Origin of the sequence: Flavobacterium sp. LM4, assembly GCF_002017935.1 — a bacterium.
Lineage (GTDB): Bacteria > Bacteroidota > Bacteroidia > Flavobacteriales > Flavobacteriaceae > Flavobacterium > Flavobacterium chungangense.
In genome coordinates, this window is the sequence record NZ_MUFW01000001.1 from 2,387,640 (window position 1) to 2,411,599 (window position 23,960).

Annotated in this window: 17 protein-coding genes and 2 tRNA genes; 10 read left to right on the forward strand and 9 right to left on the reverse strand. The window is 34.0% G+C overall.

Annotated features, from left to right (window positions below; genetic code table 11):
* Positions 1 to 32: 32 nt before the first annotated feature.
* From BXU10_RS10675 to sppA, 3 genes are all read right to left on the reverse strand, one after another.
* Entirely contained in the window at positions 33 to 2,660 is a 2,628-nt protein-coding gene (locus tag BXU10_RS10675; protein ID WP_078227315.1) for an AsmA-like C-terminal region-containing protein, read from the reverse strand.
* Positions 2,661 to 2,988: 328 nt separating this feature from the next.
* A complete protein-coding gene (locus BXU10_RS10680) occupies positions 2,989 to 3,936 on the reverse strand; it encodes an alpha/beta hydrolase (protein WP_078227316.1) in 948 nt (315 codons plus the stop codon).
* A 9-nt stretch (positions 3,937 to 3,945) separates the two neighbouring features.
* Entirely contained in the window at positions 3,946 to 5,703 is a 1,758-nt protein-coding gene (gene sppA, locus BXU10_RS10685; protein ID WP_078227317.1) for a signal peptide peptidase SppA, read from the reverse strand.
* 137 nt (positions 5,704 to 5,840) lie between these two features.
* Here sppA and folK point away from each other — a divergent pair, with 137 nt between their 5' ends.
* Positions 5,841 to 6,974: a 2-amino-4-hydroxy-6-hydroxymethyldihydropteridine diphosphokinase gene (gene folK / locus BXU10_RS10690; RefSeq protein WP_078227318.1), complete on the forward strand. Its 1,134-nt coding sequence runs from the start codon at positions 5,841 to 5,843 to the stop codon at positions 6,972 to 6,974.
* Between the two features lie 118 nt (positions 6,975 to 7,092).
* On the opposite strand, the gene BXU10_RS10695 is transcribed toward folK, so the two are convergent.
* From BXU10_RS10695 to BXU10_RS10705, 3 genes are all read right to left on the reverse strand, one after another.
* Positions 7,093 to 9,297 carry a T9SS type B sorting domain-containing protein gene (locus BXU10_RS10695; RefSeq protein ID WP_078227319.1) on the reverse strand — a complete coding sequence of 735 codons (2,205 nt, stop codon included), beginning with the start codon at positions 9,295 to 9,297 and terminating at the stop codon, positions 7,093 to 7,095.
* Between the two features lie 98 nt (positions 9,298 to 9,395).
* Entirely contained in the window at positions 9,396 to 9,929 is a 534-nt protein-coding gene (locus BXU10_RS10700) for an RNA methyltransferase (RefSeq protein WP_078227320.1), read from the reverse strand.
* Positions 9,930 to 10,004: 75 nt separating this feature from the next.
* Positions 10,005 to 10,436, reverse strand: coding sequence for a DUF1573 domain-containing protein (locus BXU10_RS10705; protein WP_078227321.1), 432 nt, complete (start codon positions 10,434 to 10,436; stop codon positions 10,005 to 10,007).
* A gap of 160 nt (positions 10,437 to 10,596) precedes the next feature.
* Between BXU10_RS10705 and mutS the strand changes: the two genes are divergently transcribed.
* The 4 genes from mutS to BXU10_RS10725 all read left to right on the forward strand — a co-directional run bounded on the left by mutS (position 10,597) and on the right by BXU10_RS10725 (position 14,137).
* A complete protein-coding gene (gene mutS / locus BXU10_RS10710) occupies positions 10,597 to 13,203 on the forward strand; it encodes a DNA mismatch repair protein MutS (protein ID WP_078227322.1) in 2,607 nt (868 codons plus the stop codon).
* A gap of 146 nt (positions 13,204 to 13,349) precedes the next feature.
* A tRNA-Gly gene (locus BXU10_RS10715) sits at positions 13,350 to 13,422 on the forward strand.
* 77 nt (positions 13,423 to 13,499) lie between these two features.
* Positions 13,500 to 13,585, forward strand: a tRNA-Leu gene (locus BXU10_RS10720).
* 177 nt (positions 13,586 to 13,762) lie between these two features.
* Positions 13,763 to 14,137, forward strand: coding sequence for a DUF1508 domain-containing protein (locus BXU10_RS10725; RefSeq protein ID WP_078227323.1), 375 nt, complete (start codon positions 13,763 to 13,765; stop codon positions 14,135 to 14,137).
* Positions 14,138 to 14,245: 108 nt separating this feature from the next.
* Here BXU10_RS10725 and BXU10_RS10730 read toward each other — a convergent pair whose 3' ends face one another.
* Both BXU10_RS10730 and BXU10_RS10735 read right to left on the reverse strand, forming a co-directional pair.
* Positions 14,246 to 14,461 (reverse strand): hypothetical protein, encoded by a 216-nt coding sequence (locus BXU10_RS10730; protein ID WP_078227324.1) that lies wholly within the window; start codon positions 14,459 to 14,461, stop codon positions 14,246 to 14,248.
* Positions 14,462 to 14,798: 337 nt separating this feature from the next.
* The gene (locus BXU10_RS10735) at positions 14,799 to 16,043 is read right to left on the reverse strand and encodes a 3-deoxy-D-manno-octulosonic acid transferase (RefSeq protein WP_078227325.1); all 1,245 of its coding nucleotides are present in this window, start codon (positions 16,041 to 16,043) and stop codon (positions 14,799 to 14,801) included.
* A 136-nt stretch (positions 16,044 to 16,179) separates the two neighbouring features.
* On the opposite strand from BXU10_RS10735, the gene BXU10_RS10740 reads away from it, so the two are divergent.
* Positions 16,180 to 17,313: a DegT/DnrJ/EryC1/StrS aminotransferase family protein gene (locus BXU10_RS10740; RefSeq protein WP_078227326.1), complete on the forward strand. Its 1,134-nt coding sequence runs from the start codon at positions 16,180 to 16,182 to the stop codon at positions 17,311 to 17,313.
* Positions 17,314 to 17,380: 67 nt separating this feature from the next.
* On the opposite strand, the gene BXU10_RS10745 is transcribed toward BXU10_RS10740, so the two are convergent.
* The gene (locus BXU10_RS10745) at positions 17,381 to 18,157 is read right to left on the reverse strand and encodes an META domain-containing protein (protein ID WP_078227327.1); all 777 of its coding nucleotides are present in this window, start codon (positions 18,155 to 18,157) and stop codon (positions 17,381 to 17,383) included.
* Positions 18,158 to 18,429: 272 nt separating this feature from the next.
* Between BXU10_RS10745 and nirB the strand changes: the two genes are divergently transcribed.
* The 4 genes from nirB to BXU10_RS10765 all read left to right on the forward strand — a co-directional run bounded on the left by nirB (position 18,430) and on the right by BXU10_RS10765 (position 23,951).
* On the forward strand, positions 18,430 to 20,940 hold the full coding sequence (gene nirB, locus BXU10_RS10750; RefSeq protein ID WP_078227328.1) for a nitrite reductase large subunit NirB: 2,511 nt from the start codon (positions 18,430 to 18,432) through the stop codon (positions 20,938 to 20,940).
* 126 nt (positions 20,941 to 21,066) lie between these two features.
* Positions 21,067 to 21,447, forward strand: a complete 381-nt coding sequence (gene nirD / locus BXU10_RS10755; RefSeq protein ID WP_031454507.1) for a nitrite reductase small subunit NirD — start codon at positions 21,067 to 21,069, stop codon at positions 21,445 to 21,447.
* A gap of 34 nt (positions 21,448 to 21,481) precedes the next feature.
* The gene (locus BXU10_RS10760) at positions 21,482 to 22,066 is read left to right on the forward strand and encodes a DUF4202 domain-containing protein (protein ID WP_078227329.1); all 585 of its coding nucleotides are present in this window, start codon (positions 21,482 to 21,484) and stop codon (positions 22,064 to 22,066) included.
* A 64-nt stretch (positions 22,067 to 22,130) separates the two neighbouring features.
* On the forward strand, positions 22,131 to 23,951 hold the full coding sequence (locus tag BXU10_RS10765; RefSeq protein ID WP_078227330.1) for an ATP-binding protein: 1,821 nt from the start codon (positions 22,131 to 22,133) through the stop codon (positions 23,949 to 23,951).
* The last annotated feature ends 9 nt before the right edge of the window (positions 23,952 to 23,960 follow it).

Below are 23,960 nucleotides of genomic sequence, written 5' to 3' on the forward strand. Positions count from 1 at the left end.
TCAATCTAAACAGATTGACCTTTCTTTTTGTGTTATTTTTTCTTCTTAAACAAGCCATTCAGTAAGTCACTTGCTTTAGTTTTAACTTCTTCATTAGTTTTCGCCTTATCAGTAGCCGTCTTTGTTGTATCTTTTGATTTGCTGTTTTTGTTCAGTAAATCCGTAAGGGCTGTAGCGCCTTGTTTGGTTAGCTTTTCTTTTTGTTGCTTAACTACCTGAGAGGTAAGATTATTTATGGCCGTTTTGGTATCTATGGCAACCTTAGGTTTTGAGAAGTTTCCGGTTATCATACCTGAAATTGGAATGTTTTCTAATTTAGCAGCATCTGCAGGAGATAACTTAGAGAGAAAAGCATTTGCTTCAGTGCCTAAATACTTTGCCGGTACATCCATTTTTATATTGTAACTCATCGTCTGATCAAACCCATGAGCTCCGCCAACGTTAATTTTAATGTCCTGGTATTTTATGTCAAATGGTTTGATATTTACTTTCCCGTCATCAAAAGTCAATGCCATTTTTAAATCATTTAAGTTTAGTTTATTTACGTCAATAAATTTAACATTAGAACTCAAACTGTTCAACAAAGTCGAATTTTTTGCATTCACCGTAGTCGAAAGCAATTGCCCCAGTAAATCCCCGGAAAGTGATTTTAAATCAGGAGTTAATTCTTTGGCATCCAGATTTCCGTTTAATTTAATAGTCGAATTTAATTTTCCGTTGATTATTCCTGCGATAGGTGCAATTTTTTTCATCATATCCAATTGCGTAAAAGTCTGAGCAATATCAACCTGGTTGAAACCTAAATTCATATTAAAAGTAGGAACTTTTGCTTTTGTAGAAACCGTACCTGTCAATCCGATAGATCCCCCAAAAATCGATGTTTTAAAGTTTTCTAAAGAGGCTTTTTCATCCTTGATGATTAGCTTTCCTGAAACGGCTGTCAATTTTAAATTATCATACAAAACGGTATTTGCTTTTGCGTTTAAAGTACAATTTAAAAATGCTGGAATCTTCATTGCATCTGCAGGCTTTCCAGCCGTTTTTGTTTCGGCTTTGGCTTCTCCATTTGTAGTTGTAGTTTTTGCAGGCTCCCCTGAAGTCATAAAATCGTCAACAGCCAACTGGTTTGAACTCATATTAAAGTTTCCTTTCAGCTCTTGTTTTTTGAACATAAAACCGTAGAAATTTTCTAAAATTCCGTTAATGGCAATGTCACTTTTTCCGGTGGTAGCATTAAACTGCTTTAGGTTAATTCTGCTCGGATTAAACTCAACCAGAGCCGTGCTGATGTTCATTGATTTATTGTTCTCATCAGTATATTTGAATCCTGACAAACTTATCGTTCCTGCATTTTTAATGTTTTGATACTGGCTGTTCTCTACAGATGCCATATCAAAATTAGTCGTAACATCAGCTTTTAAGATTCCTGCCAGTGGCTTATCTAATTTAACAGGATAGGCTTTTGAAAGATTCGCCAAATTGATAGTTCCTTTTAAAGCTGCATCAACAATAGGATTTACCGTTATATTTTTAATATTTGCTTTGGCACTAAAAACATCCTGATCGATTTTGAAAGAAAGTTTGTCCAGATTAACGTAGGTATCATTCAAAATACCGGTTTCATTGATGATTTTAGTATCAATTACAATACTCTGAACCGATTTTGGTAAGTTTGGATATTGAAAAGAAGCATTGTTTGATGCGATTGCAATATTGAATTTAGGAACCGTTGTTTCTGTCAATTCTCCTTTTGCAAAACCAACAATAGTAAAATCTCCGGTTGTTTTTACGCCATCTAAACTTGATGCATAGGCTGAAGGAATTAATCCTAAGAAATTAGTAAAAGATGAGGTAGGAGTTTTGAATTTCAAATCATAAATCTGTCCAGCTTCTACCATCTGAATAAATCCGTCAAATTCTAAAGGCAATTGATTGATCAGGGCTTTATTCTCTTTAAAAGTATACTTGCTTTTAGCTAAATCAATTCCTAAAACAGCATCTAAAGTCAGTTTTACATCTTTAAGATAATTCATTTTATCCATGTCCAAAGAAACTTTAGCAGTGGATTTTGTAGTCAGGTCAAGATTCGAATTGGTGAAATCACCGGTCCCTTCGTGATTTAAACTATCAATTACCATTTTTATTTTTGAACCCTGATCGATATATCTGAAAGTAAAATTTTCAATTTTATAATTCTGAATTTTTAGAGAAAGGGGATCACTTTTTTTATCATCTTTCTGGGTTTCTTTTTTATCTTTTAAAGCAATGTCAAAGTTTCCAACTCCGTCTTTATTGAAAATAATATTGATCAGACCATTTTGAGAACTGATTCCCTCAATGCTCATAGGTTCTTCTTTTCCTTTAAAAAGTTCCTTGATACTCATCTTTAAATCTAATTCACCTAAGGAAACTAAAGTGTCTCCTTCAAATGGAGCTTTGTTGATGATAACTAATTTCTCAATAGAAACATTTGCATTTGGGAAACTTTTAAATAAACTTAAATCAGCATCCGCAAAACTTACTTTTGCATCTACACTTTCGTTGATGGCTTCAGCAATTTTAGCTTTAATCTGATCTTTAAAAAAGTAAGGAATCGCAAATAAAGCCGCAATAAAAACTACGAGTACAATTCCGGTGATTTTTAGAATTTTCTTAAGCATATAAATAGAATTTGAGGTTTAATTATATAATTGACTTAGAGTCTGTTTAAAATTTATTTTTGAATGATTTTTGAGCTAAATAAGGCAATTTTTTATAGAATAGCAGCGTTATTGTATGAAAATTTAACGAAGTTGTAGCCTAAAATCATCATAAAAAAGCCAATAAATAAATTTTAAACAGGCTCTTAGTGCAAAAATAGTTTTTTTGATTGAGTTTAAAGATAAACTTTTCTCAAACATATTCTGAAACATAGTTGATTTTTAGGGATAAAAAAATATCCGTCTGAATATAGATTCAAACGGATATTTTATGGTTTTATGATTTTGATTACTTTTTGATAAAAGAAATAATCTTATTGGTCATGACTTCTGAAACAGGTAAGCTTTCATTGTTATAGCTTTCCATGTTTGCCTGAGTATCGCCTTCGATATTTTTCAGAACATGGTTCATGTTCTCGACAATCAAAAGTTCGGCATTTTTGCTGGCCTGAGATAAAAGTTCGGCATCTTTGACGGTTACTTGTAAATCCTTATTTCCCTGAACAATCAAAATAGGGACATTTAATTTTTTAATTTCTGTTTGTGGATTGTATTTAAACCATGAAATTAAATAAGGCTGAATGCTGGCTCTGAAGAGAGAATTCAGCATCGGGTCAACTTTTTTTACTATATTACCGCTTTTCAGCGAATCAATAATTGGAAAAGTCAAATCGTTGAGTTGTTTGTTTGATTTGGATCCGATTTGTGTTTTTATTAATATATCAGCAGATTCTCCGGGACCTGCAATCGAAATGAATTTGTTTGCTTTTGCTCCGGCTATCATTCCTATTAATGAACCTTCACTATGTCCAATGACAATTACCTCAGAAAAACGTTTGTCTTGTTTTAGTAAATTAATCCAGCTTTTAGCATCTTCGGTATAATTTTCAAATACCAGTGTCTGTTCTGAAATTGCCGAAGCTTTGCTTTCTCCGATTCCTCTTTTATCATAGCGTAATGATGCAATTCCGTTTTTTGCAAGACTTTCGGCAAGCATTTTTAATGAATTGTTTTTCATCATCGGATTATTCCCATTTCTGTCTGTTGGTCCTGAACCTGAAATTAGTAATGCTACGGGATATTTTTTTGTTAGGTCAGGAGTCGTTAATGTTCCAAAAAGTTGATCTGTATTTATTTTTAATACAATTGGAGATTCCTTAAAAGTGATTTCTTTTTTGTCCTGAGCATTAACAAAACTTAGTATAAAAACGGTTAGAAGAAGAATTATTTTATTCATTTTCTGAAATTATTTGATGTTGATGGTGTAAGGCATTATGGCCTGAGCTCCTTTAAGTTTTTGAAGTCTTTTGATGTGTTCGATAAGCAAATAATTTTCTTCACCAATTTCTTCTTTTATGAAAGTTTCTTTTGACTGAGCGAATGGAAGACCTGATAAAAGGTCATTGAAATCTTTCTCGTATTCAGGATAATTCTCTGTACTGTATGATTTTACTTTTGCTATTTTGGCTGCTTCAGCAATAGCATCATTCAACCCTCCAATTTTGTCTACTAAACCAATTTTTAGAGCTTCAGTCCCAGACCAGACTCTTCCCTGTGCAATGGCATCTACTTGTGCAAAAGTCATTTTTCGGCCTTCGGCAACGTGTGTTACAAAAGTGTTGTAAATGTGCTCAACACTTTCCAGTGTAAAAGCTTTGAATTTTTCGTCAACCGGTACAAACGGACTATAATTTGCTGAGTTTTCATGTGTCTTTACCTGTTCGGTATTAATTCCTAATTTGTTTGCCAAAGGGCTAAAATTTGGTAAAACACCAAAAACACCAATAGAACCCGTGATTGTATTTTTTTCGGCAAAAATTTTATTGGCATTACAAGCGATATAATAACCTCCGGATGCAGCATAATTACCCATTGAGACCACAACAGGTTTTACTTTTTTGGTAATCTCAATTTCTCTCCAGATCAAATCAGAAGTAAGTGCGCTTCCTCCAGGACTGTCTACTCTTAGCACAATAGCTTTTACATCCTCATTTTTTCTGGCTTCCTGAAGTGAACGTCTCATAGAACCTTCACCAATTTGATTAACATCACCTTCACCGCTGCCAATTTCGCCCTGAGCGTAAATAATTGCAATTTGATCGGTTGCAGTATTAGTTAAAGCTGTGGTTACGTTATTTTGAGTGTAATCTAAAATCGAGATTTTATTATAATCATCATCACCGGTCACTTTTAAAGCTTTTTTTATGGCATTGTGATAGACATCTTCATAAGCTATAATGTCAACCAGATGTGCATTTTTTGCCATTTCGGGTGTTCTGGCTAACAAGCCGTCTGCAATTTCGTTTAATTTAGTAACCGGAATATTTCGGCTTTTTGAAATATCGGCTACTACAGTTGACCATATAGAATTTAAAAGAGCAGTAATTTGTTCTCTGTTAGCATCGCTCATTTTGTTTTCAAGAAAAGGTTCAACGGCACTTTTGTATTTTCCGTGACGAATCACTTCCATATGGATACCTGATTTTTCCTGAAAATCTTTAAAAAACATTACTTCAGAAGAAAGTCCTTTAAAATCAAGATCTCCGGCAGGATTCAAATAGATAGTATTTGCTACCGAGTTCAAATAATATTCTTTTTGAGAATAAGTATTGGCGTAAGCCCAAACAAATTTTCCTGATTTCTTGAAGCTTTCCAACGCATTTCTCAAATCTTTATATTGCGCCAGTCCTAAAGAAGATTCATCATTTAATATAGAGATTCCTTTAATTTTGTCGTCTGTTTTTGCCGCTTCAATAGCATTAATTACATCAGTTAAACCAATTTTTCCATCTTTAGAGAATTGCGTTACCCATGGATCTTTAAATTTCCCGGCATAATCATTATTGATTTCTTTTAAATCTAATTCAATAACTGAATCGGCTTTGACTGTAACAGTGTCCTCGCTTCCAAAAATAGTTCCGATTAGGATTACTCCAAAAAAGAATAACATAATAAAAACAAAAATACCAACAACTGTGGCAATTACATTTCCTAGAAATTTCATAAAATACTTTTTTTAAATAAGTAGTAAAAGGTGTTGCTTTGTTACAACTTTTATCGATAAATTTTCAATTGAACCAACATGGCACTACACAAATATATTGTTAATTCTAAAATAGTTTTAGTTAATTTGCATTAATTATGAAATCACAGCATCAGGTTATTTTATCAATAGGCAGCAATCAGGGCAATCGGCTGGAAAACATCGAAAGCTGTATTGATTTAATACATCAGGAAGTGGGAACCGTAATCCGGGTTTCAAAATTGTACGAAACGCCTGCCTGGGGATTCGAAAGTGATGCTTTTTATAATTGTGCTTTGATTTTGCAGAGTTCTTCCTCTGCACAAAAAATACTCAGTCAGGTTTTAAAAGTAGAAAAACAATTAGGGCGTATCCGTTCTGATCAGCAAGGCTACCAATCCCGAATTATCGATATTGATTTGATTGTTTTTGAAGATGAAATTATCGAATCGGATAAGCTTCAGGTTCCGCATCCATTAATGCAAAACCGAAATTTTGTTTTGCTGCCCATGCAGGATTTAAAATTAAACTGGAAACACCCGGTTCTTCATAAAACAGTTTCTGAATTAATTGCAATAACACCGGATGATAGCATTTGTACTGTGGTTCAGGACTTAAAAAATCCATTGGATGAAATTCCGCTTGAGCGGTTTAATTATATTGCTTTTGAAGGAAATATTGGTGCAGGAAAAACTACTTTGGTACAAAAAATTGCTGAAGATTTTAATGCAAAAACCGTTTTGGAACGTTTTGCAGACAATCCTTTTTTACCAAAATTTTATAAAGATCAAAACCGGTATGCTTTTCCGTTAGAAATGTCTTTTCTGGCTGATCGTTATCAGCAATTATCGGATGATTTGGCACAATTTGATTTGTTTAAAGATTTTGTGATTGCCGATTATCATATTTTTAAATCCCTGATTTTTGCAAAAATTACGCTTGCCGAAGATGAATACCGTTTGTATCGAAACTTGTTTGATATCATTTATAAAGAAATGCCAAAGCCGGATCTGTATGTTTATTTATATCAAAACACAACAAGACTGCTTCAGAACATAAAAAAGCGCGGCCGAAGTTATGAGCAAAATATCTCGGCTGAATATTTAGATAAAATCAATAACGGGTACTTAGAGTATATTAAATCTCAAACAGATCTCAATGTTTTGATCATTGATGTTTCAGATCGTGATTTTGTAAAAAAACACGAAGATTATCTTTTTATTTTGGATCAAATTCAAAAGGTAATTAGATAATGTTCCAATTTGATAATTAGAAAACTTTTAAAGGTTTTACTTTCTAACAGGTGTTAATTTTATCTTTTTCGTCTGAATAACTATCTCATTTTCTAATTGACAAATTTTCTAATTAAAATTATCTCTTCAAAGAAAAATGGCCTTTAAAAAGAGGGGTTGTATCGTCAATTTTTAATACATACCAATAATCAGAAGAAGGAAGAGGAGCTTTGTTGAAAGTGCCGTCCCAACTCAATTTGGATCCGCTTAATTGTGCTAAGAGTTTTCCGTACTGATCAAAAATAGTAACTTGTGCCTGAGGATAATTCTCCATTCCGGTTACTTCCCAGAAATCATTTTGAAAATCGTTATTAGGAGTGAAAAATACCGGAATAATCAACACAATAAAATGCTGAGTTGTTTCATTAATGTTGCACAAATTATCTTTTGCTTTTACATAGGCGGTTTGCAAACCACCTGCCACATCATAAAAAGTATTTGAAGTTTGATAATTTACCCCATCCACAGAGTATTCAAAATAATCTGATTCATTATTTAGATTGATAGTAATAGTTGTTTTGTTAACCTTAATATTTTTAATGATTGGCTTTTTATATTCAACAACAGTTATAGTTTTTTTACTGGTACAGTTTTCAGGATTCGGACTGGTTACTTCTACGCTATAACTTCCGGGAGTTGAAACAGAAATAGTTTGTGTCGTTTCTCCTGTTGACCATTTATAAAACATTCCACTCAATTTAGAATCTAACATAACAGTTTGGTTTTCGCATAAAATAATTTCTTCGTCACTAACAACAGGAGGAGTATATACTATTATATTTACCTGAGTACGATTTGAAGTACACCCACTATCTGAAGCTTCAGTATAATAAGTTGTATTTGCTGAAATACCAGGTGTAGTAAAATTATTTCCTGTATGAACACTCGTTCCGCCTGTTGAAGTTGTAAACCAATTAATAACTCCTATATTTGAAGCTGCTTGTAATGTTACAGTTCCTGCTCCGCACCTGTAAACAGGGGAATATACAGTTGGAGTATCCGGAGTTTTATTAACAGTAGCAACTACTGCTTTTCGATTTATTTCGCAACCAGCATCAGCATAATAAGTTGTTGTAGTGTTTATTGTTGGAGTCGTATATGTGTTTCCGATACCCAATAAATTGCCTCCTACAGATGCATCATACCAGTTAATCGTTCCGGCATTCGAGGTCGCTTTTAAAATAAAGATTCCTGAGTCGCAAATTGGTTTTGGAGAAGTTATTACAGCCTCCGGAATTGTAATTTGGGTGCTGGCAGCAATTTCTAAAGGCAATTCTCCAGGCATTCCTCCATACTCAACAATATATCCTTTTGGCTGATAATCATCTCCTGGAATTAGTGATCCTGTATCTGATAAATCATTCCAAGAACCCGGAATTCCAATACCCGGAGCAGTAATATGTGCATAATCTTCATCTCCCAACTGGTTCGGTTCGTTGTTGTTCCAAAAAGCAAAGTTAGGAGTGGTGCCGTTAGAAAGACCATTCCAAAAAAATGTTCCATTTCCATTATTTGCAAGTCCTTCGGGGCCTGTGACCCATTTCCAGATGTTTTCTGTTTCAGCATCACTTCCGCCAATCCAGCCGGCTCCTGAGGCTTGTTCACCTGATAATTTTGCTTCATCTGTTGCTGAAATAGTGGCCAGATAGCCCTTCAGTCCATAATAGGTACTGTTTTCTGCGGCTGCTTTTGCCTGTGTCCAGGTAATGCCAACGTTAGAGATAAATTGATAAAAATGTCCGGTTGATGGTAAATAATTTGCCTGACCAATAGTGATAGAAAAAGTTTTGGTTCCGGAGGCAGTAGCAGAAGAGTTTGAAAAAACAACATCTCTAATCGCAGACTCAAAATTGGAGTATGAAACATCGATTCCTGTTGGACTTGATAATTTTAATTTTCCGGCAGTAACATCCCAACTTGTTGTAATTGAAGGGTGGAATGCAGGCTTAGAAAGTTCAAGTTTATCAAAACCATTAGAATATCCTGAAGAAATCTGAATATAAACTGCCTGAGTTCCTGTTTCTGCAGGATCATGGCTAATAGTAATTCCGGTTACAATATTGATACTGTTTTGAGGGCAATATAGTTGGTTCCCATGAGCTTTAATTACAGGAGGATCAATTGTAAAAACTGTTTTGGAATGACTTTTTTTATTTGTTTTTAAAGTGTCATTTTTAAAAGTAATTAAGTTTCTATCAACAGTTTTTTTCTCAGTTGCGTAAGTCTGAACAAAACTTAAAATATATAATAAAATTGATATTTTTAAGAAATTGATATTTTTCATCCTATAAAAATATCGATTTTATAATAATAAAAAAAGATATTTTTATTTTAGTGTTAAATATATAAGGATTATTTTTAAAATTATGATTTTAAATGATTTTATGGCCATTTTAACTTGGAAAACAAATCCCAGACCACTATCCCCGCACTAACGGCGATATTCAAAGAATGTTTAGTGCCCAATTGCGGAATTTCAATACAGCCATCACAAATAGCTACGGCTTCCTGAGCAACTCCATAGACTTCATTCCCGAAAACCAATGCATATTTTTGATTTTTTTCAACTTTAAAATCCTGAAGAAAAATAGCGCTCTCTACTTGTTCAATAGCGAGGGTTAATACATTTTCTTTTTTAAGGTTTTCAATAACTTCCAAAACATTTTCCTGATGTTCCCAGGAAACGGTTTCAGTAGCGCCAAGAGCTGTTTTATGAATTTCTTTATTAGGAGGCGTAGCTGTGATACCGCACAAGATAATTTTTTCTACCAAAAAAGCATCGGCTGTTCTAAATACAGATCCTATATTGTGTAGGCTGCGAATATCGTCTAATACTAAAATCAAAGGAGTTTTATCTGATTTTTTAAAATCATCAATCGATTTTCGGTCCAGTTCACTATTTTCAAGTTTTCTCATTCGGGTTGAATTATGGTCATAAAAAAAAGCTTCCAAAGATAAGGAAGCTTTTTCGATTATTTTATTGTTTTCAGATTAGCTTTTTGCCGGATCCGGTAAAACAGTACCTTTAATAGTTAATGTTTTTGTAGGTTGTCCTTCAGCATTAGAAGTAACAGTTACCGTTTTTGTAAATGCACCAATTCTGTCAGTAGCATATTTTACACCAATAACACCTTTAGCTCCCGGAGCAATTGGTTCTTTTGGTGTTGTTGGCACAGTACAACCGCAAGATCCCTGAGTGTTAGTAATAATCAATGGCTTTGTTCCGTTGTTTACAAAAACAAACTGACGGTTTCCATCAGCATTGTGAGCGATAGTTCCGTAATCAATTGTTTCGTTTTCAAAAACCATTCCGGCTCCCTGAACTTTAGCAACTTTAGCTGTAGCAGCTTTTTTAGTACTTTGAGCATTAGAAGCTGTAATTCCAACTACAGCCAACATAGTGAATAAAATTATTTTTTTCATCTTTTAAGAGTCTTTGTTTTAATGATGAACAAATCTATGTAAAATTCTTAAATGTCAACTTAAAAATTCCTTAAAATATTTTAATTTTTGATGCCCTTCGATATGCCGCTAAAATATTATAAATTCGCTGTCGTAATTTTCATTTTAAAAACACAATAATTTGGCAGCGAAAGAGAAAGTGGTGAAAGAAACACCTTTGATGAAACAGTACAACGAAATCAAGAGGAAATATCCTGATGCATGTCTGCTTTTCAGAGTAGGGGATTTTTACGAAACCTTTGGAGAAGACGCAATCAGGGCATCTAAAATTCTTGGGATAACATTAACCAAAAGAGGAGCTGGTTCTGAAACCGAAACAGCTTTGGCAGGTTTTCCGCATCATTCTATTAATACGTATTTGCCAAAATTGGTTAAAGCCGGACTTCGTGTTGCGATCTGCGATCAGCTCGAAGATCCTAAGATGACGAAAACAATTGTTAAGCGTGGGGTTACAGAGCTTGTTACTCCAGGGGTTTCTTTAAATGATGAAGTTTTACAATCCAAAACCAATAACTTTTTGGCGTCGGTTTATTTTGCCAATAAAAATATCGGGGTCTCCTTTTTGGATGTTTCTACAGGAGAGTTTTTAACAGCTCAGGGAAATGCAGAATATATTGATAAGTTATTGCAGAATTTTAACCCGAGCGAAGTTCTGGTTCCTAAAAACAACAAAGGCGATTTTAAAAGCGCTTTTGGAGATGACTTTCACAGTTTTTATCTGGAAGACTGGATTTATAAGGAAGATTATGCTTTAGAAACTCTGATAAAGCATTTTCAGACTGTTTCTTTAAAAGGTTTTGGAGTTGAAGAACTAAAAGAAGGAATTATTGCTTCCGGAGCGATTTTGTATTACCTGTCAGAGACTCAGCACAATCGTGTGCAGCATATTACGGCAATTCAGCGTATTGCTGAAGATGCTTACGTCTGGATGGATCGTTTTACCATCAGAAATTTAGAATTATATCACAGCTATAATCCAAATGCTGTAACACTTTTGGATGTAATTGACAGAACGCTTTCGCCAATGGGTGGGCGTTTATTGAAGCGTTGGCTGGCTTTACCTTTGAAAGATGCTAATAAAATAAAAGGACGTCATGATGTGGTTTCGTATTTGAAATCAAATCCTGAAGTTTTGCATAATATTCAATATCAAATTAAGCAAATTTCAGACTTAGAACGTTTGATTTCTAAAATCGCAGCCGGAAAAGTTTCACCTCGTGAAATTGTTTATTTGAAAGAATCTCTGGATGCTATTATTCCAATTAAAACTTTGGCATTGCAAAGTCCACAAGAAGCGGTTAAAATTATTGGGGATAGTTTACATGCCTGCGATTTGCTAAGAGAGAAGATTAAAGTTACCTTGAATCAGGACGCTCCCGTTGCGATTGCAAAAGGTAATGCGATTGCAAAAGGAATCAGCGAAGAATTAGATGAACTTCGTGCTATTTCAACTTCAGGAAAAGAGTTTTTGGAGGGAATTGAAAGAAGGGAATCAGAAAGAACCGGAATTTCTTCTTTGAAAATTTCTTTCAATAATGTTTTTGGTTATTATATCGAAGTTCGAAATACACACAAAGATAAAGTACCGGAAGAGTGGATTCGTAAACAAACGCTGGTAAATGCAGAACGCTACATTACTGAAGAATTAAAAGAATACGAAACCAAAATTTTAGGGGCTGAAGAAAAAATTCATAAAATTGAATCCGATCTTTTTGAACAATTAGTAGCCTGGATTGCAACTTATATCAAGCCGGTTCAGATGAATGCAAGTTTGGTGGCTCAATTGGATTGTTTGTGTTCCTTTACCCAGTTGGCGGTCGAAAATCAATATGTATGCCCAGAAATTGATGAAACCTTCGAATTGGATATTAAAAACGGAAGGCATCCTGTTATTGAGAAGCAATTGCCTGTTGGGACTCCTTATATCGCAAATGATGTTTATTTAGACAGGGATGTGCAGCAAATCATCATGATTACCGGCCCTAACATGTCGGGTAAGTCGGCAATTTTGAGACAAACTGCCTTAATTGTACTTCTGGCTCAAATGGGGAGTTTTGTACCGGCAGACAGCGTGAGGATGGGTATTGTAGATAAAATCTTTACCCGAGTAGGAGCTTCGGATAATATTTCGATGGGCGAATCGACTTTCATGGTCGAAATGAACGAAACTGCTTCAATCCTAAACAATATTTCAGACAGAAGTCTGGTTTTGTTAGATGAAATCGGGCGTGGGACGAGTACATATGACGGAATTTCGATTGCATGGGCTATTGCTGAATTTTTGCATGAACATCCGGGCAGGGCAAAAACATTGTTTGCTACCCATTATCATGAATTAAATGAAATGACAGAATCGTTACCAAGAATCCAAAATTATAATGTGGCGGTAAAAGAATTAAAAGATACCGTTCTTTTTATCCGTAAACTCGTAAAAGGAGGAAGTGCCCATAGCTTTGGTATTCATGTAGCGAAAATGGCCGGAATGCCACAGCTGGTTATTTCAAAGGCTCAAAAACTGCTTAAGAAACTGGAGAAAAATCATTCCAGTGATGCATTAAACGGAATCAAATCTGCAAATGATGAAATGCAGATGAGTTTCTTTAATCTGGATGATCCTTTGCTGGAAGAGATAAAAGAAGAGATTATGAGCCTTGATATAAATGCAATTACCCCGGTTGAAGCATTAATGAAGCTGAATGAAATTAAGCGAATGCTGATTAAGAAATAAATTTCATATTTAAAGTTTAGGTTATCAGAAAGTTATAAAATAAGTTTAATTTTTTTTCAAAAAAGGCTTGTTTAATTGAATAAATGTCCTAAATTTGCACTCGCAATACAGAACAAGTATTGCGAGTTCTTAATAAGATTTGAAACGCGAAAATAGCTCAGTTGGTAGAGCGCGACCTTGCCAAGGTCGAGGTCGCGGGTTCGAGCCCCGTTTTTCGCTCAAAACCATATATTTAAATGGTGTTGTGTTTGCTTTTTTTTAAAAATTAGCTAAATAAAAACATTAAAAGCTTAATTGCTCGGATGGTGAAATTGGTAGACACGCTGGACTTAAAATCCAGTGAACAGCAATGTTCGTGCGGGTTCAAGTCCCGCTCTGAGTACTAAAGCCTCTTCTTTTTTGAAGAGGCTTTTTTTATGGTGTAAATCTGGGGTTATTGTGGGTGAATTTGCGCAGCAAATTTATTTTGTTGGTTATTGTTTAATCAACAATCAACAATCAACAATCAACAATCAACAATCAACAATCAACAATCAACAATCAACAATCAACAATCAAAATGGGTGCTTTCGTAATTAGTAGAAGGTTTAATGATGAATATAAATTTGTGTTTACTTCCAGAAAAGGAAAAGTAATTTTTACAAGTTCAAGTTATGAGTTGAAATTTGAATGTGAGGAAGATATTGAGAGGTTTAAGTTGAATGTGGAGCATGCTAAATTTTTAAAATTTAAGGGCTCAGGTGGAAAGTATTTCTTTAAACTAATGTTGGGTGAGGTTCAGTTTGCGATGAGTCGTAAATACACGACTGAATTGCTTTTGCAGAAAGGAATAAAAGAAATTATTTTGTATGCTTCGAAAGCAGAGATTTTGGACTTCTCTTCAAATGATTTGATTTTTGATGACGAAATGGTAGCTGAGGGGGGAGTGTTGTAAAAAAAAAAGCGTTTGCAATAACAAACGCTTTTTTTTGTGATTAGAATTTAATCATAAAAAAAAAACCATCTCAACGATGGTTTTAAAATTTTTAGAACTAGGTTCTAATTATTTTTTTACTTCTTCTACTTTAGCAGCAGCAGAATCAACTTTAGCAGCAGCAGAGTCAACAGTTGCAGCAGCAGAATCAACTACAGCAGCAGCAGAATCAACAGTTACAGCAGCAGAATCTACAGCAGGAGCTTCAGCAGTAGCGTCAGCTTTTTTACAAGATACAACAGTTAAAACAGCAACAACAGCTAAACTTAAAAATACTTTTTTCATCTTACTTTATTATAAAAGGTTAATTATTAATTCGAGGCAAAGATATAAATTTTTTAATATGTAAAATATTTTTTTATTTTTTTTTTAAAATATTTTCCTTTGTTCCTCGATGTTGTTATTCATCAATTAGTGTGCCAAAACTAATAAATCGCGCTGTATTGTTGTATTTTTGGTGAATTTTATTTTTTATTAAATATTCGAAAAACATTTGGCTATTTTGAATTGTTTGTTTGTGGTTTGTTTTGCTTTTGATTGATAATTCTATATTGAAAAAAAAGTGATGTGAGCTGTTTTGGAAAGTTTTTATAACATTTAAATCTTAAAAACATGAAATTTGTTAGTTAGTTTGTTTCTGTGAAATGGCTTTTATGATAGTATTTGTTGCTCCTTTGTTGTTTTGAATGTAGGATTGGCAAATTTTTCCTTTTTCTTCCAGAAAATTGTTGTCTGAGAGCAACTGATTAAAGGCATGTTTTAGGTTTTCTGTATTCGAGATTGTTGTGCAGCCTCCAAGTTTTACTAATTCAATGGCTTCGGCAAATTTAGAATAGTTAGGTCCAATAACAATTGGAATTCCAAAGGTTGCGGGTTCTAATATGTTGTGAATGCCGGGATTTCCAAAACCACCTCCTACGTACGCTATAGTTCCGTAGCTGTAAATTTTAGTTAGTAAGCCAACGGTGTTAATTATGAAAACAGTGTAATCTGTTAAGATTTTGTTTTCTTTTTCAGAGAACAAAACTGTTTTTTTTGTAATCGCATTTTTTAGATTTTCGATTTGTTCAGTTTTTATATTGTGAGGGGCAATAATAAATTTTACATTTTCAGGAGCCTCGTTGATGTATTCAGCTAATAACACCTCGTCTTTTGGCCAGGAACTTCCAATAACTATTGTTGGTTGATTGTTTTTGAAAGTTTCAATAAATTCAAGTGAATTATCTCTCTCTAAAATTGCGTTTACACGATCAAATCGGGTGTCGCCTGCAACAATTACGTTTTGAAATCCTATAGATTCAATTTTTTGTTTTGAGTTCTCATTCTGAACAAAAAAATAAGTAAAAGTTTTCAATGCCTTTCTGTAAAATCCACCATACCATTTAAAGAACATTTGGTTATCTCTAAAAATACCTGAAATTAAATAGGTAGGGGTTTTTAATTTTTCCAGCTCTTTTAAATAGTTAAGCCAAAATTCATATTTGATAAAAAAGACCAATTCAGGATGGGTTAATTTTAAAAACTGTTTGGCATTGCTTTTAGTGTCTAAAGGGAGGTAAATAGTAATATCAGCGACATTATTGTTTTTACGTACTTCATAGCCTGAAGGAGAAAAAAAGGTAACAATGATTTTATGTGTTGGGTATCTTTCTTTAATTTTTTCGATAACCGGAAGTCCTTGCTCGTACTCTCCCAATGAAGCCGAATGAAACCAAATTGTTTTATCTTCAGGGTTTATTTTTTCTTCTAAAATAGTAAAAACATTTTTTCGTCCATCTACAAAAAGCTTAATTTTCGGACTGATAAGGGCTACTATTTTAAGAAAAAAACCAGTAATTGAAACGACTAAATTATATAGAAAAAGCATCTGTTTATTTTTGTGGCAAAAATACGTTTCTTTCGATTATTTTTCATTGTTTGAAGGTATTAAATAACTATTTTTGCTTTTCGTTTTAAAGATTTTGGTGTAAAACAGAATCTTCAGATTTAAATAAGAAAGATAAATGAAAAAAATTCAAATGGTTGACTTAAAGGGTCAATACGAGAAAATAAAAACTACTGTTGATGCTTCTATTCAGGAAGTTTTAGATACAAATACTTATATAAATGGACCATTGGTTCATGAGTTTCAAAAAAATCTTGAAGATTATCTGGGAGTAAAACATGTAATTCCATGTGCCAATGGAACCGATGCATTGCAAATTGCTATGATGGGGTTAGATTTAAAGCCAGGCGATGAGGTAATCACGGCAGATTTTACTTTTGCTGCAACTGTTGAGGTTATTGCTTTACTGCAATTGACTCCGGTTTTGGTTGATGTTGATATGAATAATATGAATATTTCGCTTGACGGAATTAGAAAAGCGATTACACCAAAAACCAAGGCGATTGTTCCTGTGCATTTATTTGGCCGTGCGGCCAATATGGATGCGATTATGGAGATAGCAGCTGAATATAATTTGTATGTTATTGAAGATAATGCTCAGGCAATTGGTGCAGATTACAAGTCTAAAGATGGTTCAAAAAAGAAATTAGGAACAATTGGACATGTGGGTGCAACTTCTTTTTTTCCTTCTAAAAACTTAGGTTGTTATGGAGATGGAGGTGCAATTTTTACTAATGATGATAAATTGGCTCACATCTTGCGAGGTATCGTAAATCATGGTATGTATGAAAGATATCATCATGATGTAGTAGGCGTAAACTCACGTTTAGATAGCATACAGGCAGGTGTCTTGAAGGCTAAATTACCCAATTTAGATGCATACAATAAAGCACGACAAGACGCAGCAAGAAAGTATAGTTTGGCTCTAAGTGTAAGTTCAGATATTTGGTCGCCAACGATTTGTGAAAGCTGTGATTGCCACGTTTTTCATCAGTATGTGATAAGAATTCTAAATGGAAAACGAGATGGGTTATTAGCGCATTTGCAGGATAAAGGAATTCCATGTGCGATTTATTATCCAATTCCATTGCACAGCCAGAAAGCTTATACTAGTTCTCGATATAAAGAAGAACAATTTATGGTAACAAATCAATTAGTGAAAGAAGTAATTGCGTTGCCAATGCACACTGAACTTGATGATGAGCAAATTAAATTTATTACAGATTCAGTTTTAGAATTTTTGAACAAATAATTTTAAGATTTAACAATCAAATGAAACCCAAATTGTCAGTCTTGATGATTTGGGTTTTTGTTTGAAATTAATCTACTTTCCTAAAAACTAAAAGTTTTCCTGATGGGTTGGAAAGGGTTAATCGGTTGTTTTTAATTGAATAAGTAGTGCTGTTTTGAAGTGCTTTTACGAATTTATCTTCTTTGTTATTTTCGGAGCAAGCCATTAAAGTAGAAGTTATATTGCTGAATCTAAGTAAATCATTTTCGAAAAATAAGCTTCCGGTAATTGAATTACAGCCTCCAAAGCCCATAAATTTGTTCTCTTCAGCATGAATTTCTATTCTGTGTAATTCTTTTTGAAAATCTGCCACAAAGACTTTGTATCCGTTTAATTCTTCTAAAACCCAGATGTCGTGCAAGCGGTAATCGGTAATGTATTTTCCGCAGCCTTCTATTTTTTGATAATTGGCCTCAGTGTTATTCTTAATTTCAATAGAAACTTTATAAGGAGAAATTGCTCCTGACATTGAATTCTGGCAGTCTGTGTGCTGAATTGAAATTGTAATACTTGAGTTTGCATTGCTGGCTTTGTATGATTTTATATTCGCACCCATTGCTCTGATTGGTTTAGTAGATGAGAAACTTAAATTTTCTTTTCCTTGTATTAATGATGTAAAAACAATTTTTTTCTTTCCAATTTTTAATCCCCAGAAAGGCTCGTTTCCGGTTGCCTTAAAATAGCTAGTACTATCTTCTTCGGAGGTGTTTTCTGAGGAATTATTCGAATTTGTGTTTTTTGAATTAACGGATTTGCAACTATATACAAGAGAGAATGTGATAAATAAAATTAAGTACTTTTTCATATAAAGTAATTTAGGTTGTAAAGTTTAGAAAAGGCTTTTTGTGTGCAAATCGTTGATAAGTAATATGTTAGTTTGTTTTTAAATTTAAGTAAAATAGTACAGATAAAATAATTTATGAAAATATGTATAAATCGTAATTCCTTAGTACTTATAGGTAATGAGATAAACTACGTATTTAGAAGAGTTCTATTTAATAAAAAAATTACGTATATAAGCATTTGATATAAGTATAAATACTTATATTTGCGTAGTAATACTTAATTAAAGAAATCATGATTAAAGTAATAGTAGTTGGAAACGGGATGGTTGGGTATAAATTCTGTGAAAAATTTATAGCAAAACCGGGGCAGGAGAATTATCAGATTACCGTATTTGGAGAAGAGCCAAGACGCGCTTATGATCGTGTTCACTTAAGTGAATACTTTGGAGGCAAAACAGCAGATGACTTGTCATTATCAACAAGTAATTGGTATGCAGATAATAATATTACTTTAAATACTTCGGAGTTAATTACTGATATCAACAGAGAAGAAAAAACGATTCATACACATTTAGAAAAAACGCATAAGTATGACTACTTAGTGCTTGCAACAGGATCTTCTGCTTTTGTACCGCCAATTGACGGAGTAGAAAAAGAAGGTGTTTTTGTATATCGTACTATTGAGGATTTAGATGCAATTATGGCGTATGCCAAAAAAATAAAACAAAAAGGCGCTACTCAAGCGGCTGTATTAGGCGGAGGTTTGTTAGGTCTTGAAGCCGCAAAAGCGGTTCGTGATTTAGGATTGAATCCGCACGTTGTTGAATTTGCTCCACGCCTGATGCCAAGACAGCTTGATAAAGGAGCGAGTGATATGCTGCAGTCTAAAATCGAGGAGCTCAATATTGGGATACATCTTAATAAAGCAACACAATATATTGACGGAAAAGAATGTATAACGGGAATGATGTTTGCCGATGATGAATTGTTAAAAGTTGACATGTTGGTTATATCTGCCGGAATTAAACCGCGTGATGAACTGGCTAGGGTTTCGGGACTTGAAGTTGGTTTGCGTGGCGGAGTTGTGGTTAACAATCAGATGCAAACATCAGATCCTTCTATTTATGCGATTGGTGAAGCAGCCTTGTATAATCAAAATATTTATGGTCTTGTAGCTCCTGGTTATGAAATGGCCGATGTTGCTGCAGAGCAAATCTTAAATGGTTCTAAAACCATGAGAGAAACTATCGATATGTCTACACAATTAAAATTAATTGGTGTTGAAGTAGCGAGTTTTGGAGATCCTTTTATAGAAAATGATGACGTAACCGCAATTATTTACGAAAATAAATTATCAGGAGTTTATAAAAGAATCAATGTTACTAAAGATTCTAAAACCTTATTAGGTGGAATTTTAGTGGGAGATTCAAGTGATTATAATTCACTTTTTCAGATTTACAGCAATGCAATGGCGTTGCCTAAAAATCCGGAAGATTTGATTTTAGGATCAAGAGACGGTTCAGAAGGCTCAGCTATGGGAGTGATGGATTTACCTGATACAGCTGTAATTTGTTCTTGTGAGAATGTAACTAAAGGTGCAATCTGCTGTTCAATTTTAGATGAAAGCTGTTCCAGTTTTTCAGATGTGGTAAAATTGACCAAAGCGACTTCGGGTTGTGGTGGATGTAAGCCAATGGTTTCTGACTTGGTAAAAGCGGCTCAGAAATCGATGGGTAAAGAAGTAAAAGATGTTATTTGTGAGCACTTTCAACATACACGTCAGGAGTTATTTGATTTAGTGAAAATTAATAAGTATGAGAATTTTTATGACGTTCTTGATCACCATGGAACAGGTGATGGATGTGAGGTTTGTAAACCTGTAATTGCCTCAATTTTCTCAAGTATTTATAATGATACGGCAAATAAACACCTTACGACTCAGGATACGAATGATAGATTTTTAGCAAATATTCAAAGAAACGGAACATATTCTGTGGTGCCAAGAGTTGCCGGTGGAGAAATAACTGCCGAGAAATTAATCGTAATTGGACAAGTTGCTAAACAATTTGATTTATATACAAAAATTACAGGGGCACAGCGTGTTGACTTATTTGGAGCACATTTAGATGATCTTCCTAAAATCTGGAAAGTATTAATAGATAATGGATTTGAAAGTGGTCATGCATACGGAAAATCATTACGTGCCGTAAAAAGCTGCGTAGGAAATGCCTGGTGTCGTTACGGAATGGATGACAGTGCCGGTTTTGCGATTGAATTAGAAAACAGATATAAAGGAATCCGTTCTCCGCATAAATTAAAAGGAGGAGTTTCGGCTTGTATTCGTGAATGTGCCGAAGCAAGAGGAAAAGATTTTGGTTTGATTGCTGTAGAAGGTGGCTGGAATTTATACATCGCCGGAAACGGAGGAGCTAATCCAAAGCACGCTGTTTTATTGGCAGAGCAAATTGATAAAGGAACGGTTATCAAATACATGGACCGCTTTTTAATGTATTACATCAGAACAGCCGGACCGCTGATCAGAACTTCAACATGGTTGGAAAAACTCGATGGAGGTCTAGAATATCTGAAAGAAGTAATCATCGAAGACAGTCTTGGAATCTGTCAAACATTAGAAGCTGAAATGCAGACTTTGGTCAATACTTTTGAATGTGAGTGGAAACAAGCTCTTGAAAAACCAAGATTATTGAAACGTTTCAGTCATTTTGTGAACTCGGATGAAAAAGATGATAATATCGCTTTTGTTCCGTTAAGAGATCAAAAAATGCCAAAAGCCTGGACATAATAAGTCTTTAATTTTAAAATAAGATATTAACGTTTGCTGTCCTCTTACCCTCTTTTTTACTGCGCCATCAAACTCTCTTGATTGTAAAGGGAGGGATAAGAACACAGATTTAAAAATACAACCAAAATGGAAGAAATTTTAAACCAATACGAAACTGTGCATCCAAGTGATGCCAAAATATGGTTCAAAGCCGGTAATGTGAGTGATTTTCCAACTAACCGTGGCGGTTGCATCAAATACAAAAATAAACAAATTGCCGTTTTTAATTTTGCACGACGTAACGAATGGTATGCTTGCCAAAATGCCTGTCCGCACAAAATGGAAATGGTTTTGTCAAGAGGAATGACAGGTTCTGCAAATGATATTCCTAAAATTGCCTGCCCAATGCATAAAAAAACTTTTTCATTAGTGGATGGTTCTAACCTAAATGGAGATGATGATTTGAAAATTGCAACATATCCGGTTAAAATTGTTGAAGACGAAGTGTTCATTGGCTTTTTAGATTAATTACGTATATTTGAAAATATATTTTCAGTAAAAAATGAATACACCTTTCCAAAAAGCAAGTGAGTGGATTGATGCCGAAAACGCTCAGGATCCAAACATAGAAACAGATCAGAATATTGAATATCCGAAAGAGCTTTTATATTCAAACAGGATGTATGAAAAACTGATGCAGTTTTGTCCTGAAGCTTCAGAGGAAGTTCAGATTGCTTCAAAAGCACAGCATATCTGCCGATGGAAAGTAGCACGCGAGTCTTACCCAATGGATCGTGTAGGGTATTTAAGATGGAGAGAAGACCTGAAAAAATTCCATGCAAAAACTACTGCCGAAATTCTCGAAAGAGCTGGGTATGACCAAACTTTTATTGACCGTGTTTCTTTTTTGATTGAAAAAAAATTACTTAAAAAAGATGCCGAAACCCAATTGCTGGAAGATGTAATTTGTCTGGTATTCTTAGATTATTACTTAGAGCCGTTTGTTGAAAAGCATGATGATGAAAAACTTAAAAACATCATTAAAAAAACCTGGGATAAAATGTCTGAAAAAGGACATCAGGAAGCCTTAAAAATTAAATACTCCGAAGAGAACTTAAATTTGATAAAAGCATCTTTGGGATTATAATCTGATTTTATGAAATAAGCGAAAGCGAATTCCATTTTCCGCTAAAAACAAATATTATCTTCGAATGAAAAAAGGCAATCAGGAAGTTGCAGAAAAAATTACATTCAAAAATTTACGACGTTTGTATTTTTTTGCACTCTGGACTATTGCCATAACCATTATTTTAAGTCAGCTTTTAATTCAATATAACTTAAAACAGCAGCTTAGCGATTCTAAAATTATCAATATTTCCGGTAAACAAAGAATGCTGAGTCAAAGAATTACCAAGGAAGTTTTAATTTTAAATTTTGTTTCTGATGCTTCTCCAAAAAAGGAAATTGCCCATCTTCGAAATTTATTGTCACTTTGGAAAATTAATCAGGATGCTTTAGAAAATGGAAGTGACAGTCTTGCTTTTCCAAAAGAAAAAAGCGAGAAGCTAAATGAATTATACTTTCAGATAAAACCTAATTTTACAGCTGTTGTTGAAACAACAGAATTGTTTCTTCTTAATTTAGAACAAAAAAACAATCCTGAAGCCAATCAAAAACTGGTAGCTGTTATTTTGAAAAATGAAAGTATTTTTCTTTCGAAAATGAATGAAATAGTTAGCCAGTATGACATTGAAGCACATCAAAAAGTCACTGAACAGCGCAAAACGGAATATTGGATTTTCGGATTTACATTGTTGGTGCTGATTCTCGAATTCTTTTTTATCTTTAGACCTACCAACAAAAAAATTGAAAAGCTTATTGCTAAGCTTTTATCTTCTCAAAAGAAAGCTTTAAAACTTGCCTACGATACCGAAATTATTAGTGAAATCAAGGAGAATTCGGTAAAAGAACTCAAATCGCTAAATTATGCGATGGAAAATACGTTGCTTTATTGCCGCATTGCACCCGATGGTTCTATCATTCACGTAGGTGAAAAATTCGCAAAACTTTTAAACTATACCAAATTTTCTTCGAATAAAACTTTTTCGCAGGTTCTAACGATTGATGAAAAGGAACAGCTTAATATCGACCGCATTATTTTTGAGAAACAAAGAAGCGGTTGGCAGGGCGAAATTAAAATTGTCAATCGAGAAGATCAGACTATCTGGCTTGATTTGTCGATGGTTCCGGTGATGATTAAAAAAGATGAACTAGAGCTTTTAATTGTCTGTTTTAATATAACAGAACGTAAAAAAGCGCAACGAGAAGTAGAACGCCTGAACATTGAAAACAGTACCGAAAAAATTAATCAGCAAAAGATTATTTCGAGTAAAATCGTTGAAAATCAGGAAAATGAGCAGAACCGTATTGCCAAAGAAATTCATGACGGAATAGGGCAGATGTTAACCGGATTGAAATTTAGTCTGGAGAGTATTAACCTGGATGACAAAGAGAAATCGGCACAGAAAATAGAATACCTGAAAAAATTATCACTCGATATTATTAAAGGCGTCCGAACGGCGACTTTTAACCTGATGCCACCCGAATTAAGTGACCACGGAATCGTTTCGTCAATTGCAAAATTGACTCAGGAGCTTTCTAAATTGACAGGAAAAGAAATACTGTTTTACAACAAAACCGATTTTGACCAGCGACTGGATTCTTTAATTGAAATAAATATTTATCGTCTGACTCAGGAAGCGATTAATAATGCTATTAAGTATGCAGAATCCACCCATATTATTGTGCAGCTTTCTCACAGTGAGACTTTACTAAGTATTATAATTGATGACAACGGAAAAGGGTTTGATAAGACAAGCGTAGATAAAAAACGAAACAGTGAGTCCGGAATGGGGCTATTGTTTATGAATGAAAGAATTCAATACATAAACGGTCGTGTATTTATTAACTCTATTCTGGGAGAAGGAACTAGAATTACTTTTAATATCCCGATTTCGAAAATAGATAATTAGTCAATTAGA

Coding starts and splice junctions, on each gene's coding strand:
- BXU10_RS10760 (WP_078227329.1), top strand. CDS start 21,482: ATGAATACACCTTTCCAAAAAGCAAGTGAGTGGATTGATGCCGAAAAC.
- BXU10_RS10745 (WP_078227327.1), bottom strand. CDS start 18,157: ATGAAAAAGTACTTAATTTTATTTATCACATTCTCTCTTGTATATAGT.
- BXU10_RS10735 (WP_078227325.1), bottom strand. CDS start 16,043: ATGCTTTTTCTATATAATTTAGTCGTTTCAATTACTGGTTTTTTTCTT.
- BXU10_RS10675 (WP_078227315.1), bottom strand. CDS start 2,660: ATGCTTAAGAAAATTCTAAAAATCACCGGAATTGTACTCGTAGTTTTT.
- BXU10_RS10695 (WP_078227319.1), bottom strand. CDS start 9,297: ATGAAAAATATCAATTTCTTAAAAATATCAATTTTATTATATATTTTA.
- BXU10_RS10730 (WP_078227324.1), bottom strand. CDS start 14,461: ATGAAAAAAGTATTTTTAAGTTTAGCTGTTGTTGCTGTTTTAACTGTT.
- BXU10_RS10765 (WP_078227330.1), top strand. CDS start 22,131: ATGAAAAAAGGCAATCAGGAAGTTGCAGAAAAAATTACATTCAAAAAT.
- folK (WP_078227318.1), top strand. CDS start 5,841: ATGAAATCACAGCATCAGGTTATTTTATCAATAGGCAGCAATCAGGGC.
- sppA (WP_078227317.1), bottom strand. CDS start 5,703: ATGAAATTTCTAGGAAATGTAATTGCCACAGTTGTTGGTATTTTTGTT.
- BXU10_RS10700 (WP_078227320.1), bottom strand. CDS start 9,929: ATGAGAAAACTTGAAAATAGTGAACTGGACCGAAAATCGATTGATGAT.
- BXU10_RS10740 (WP_078227326.1), top strand. CDS start 16,180: ATGAAAAAAATTCAAATGGTTGACTTAAAGGGTCAATACGAGAAAATA.
- BXU10_RS10725 (WP_078227323.1), top strand. CDS start 13,763: ATGGGTGCTTTCGTAATTAGTAGAAGGTTTAATGATGAATATAAATTT.
- BXU10_RS10705 (WP_078227321.1), bottom strand. CDS start 10,436: ATGAAAAAAATAATTTTATTCACTATGTTGGCTGTAGTTGGAATTACA.
- BXU10_RS10680 (WP_078227316.1), bottom strand. CDS start 3,936: ATGAATAAAATAATTCTTCTTCTAACCGTTTTTATACTAAGTTTTGTT.
- nirD (WP_031454507.1), top strand. CDS start 21,067: ATGGAAGAAATTTTAAACCAATACGAAACTGTGCATCCAAGTGATGCC.
- nirB (WP_078227328.1), top strand. CDS start 18,430: ATGATTAAAGTAATAGTAGTTGGAAACGGGATGGTTGGGTATAAATTC.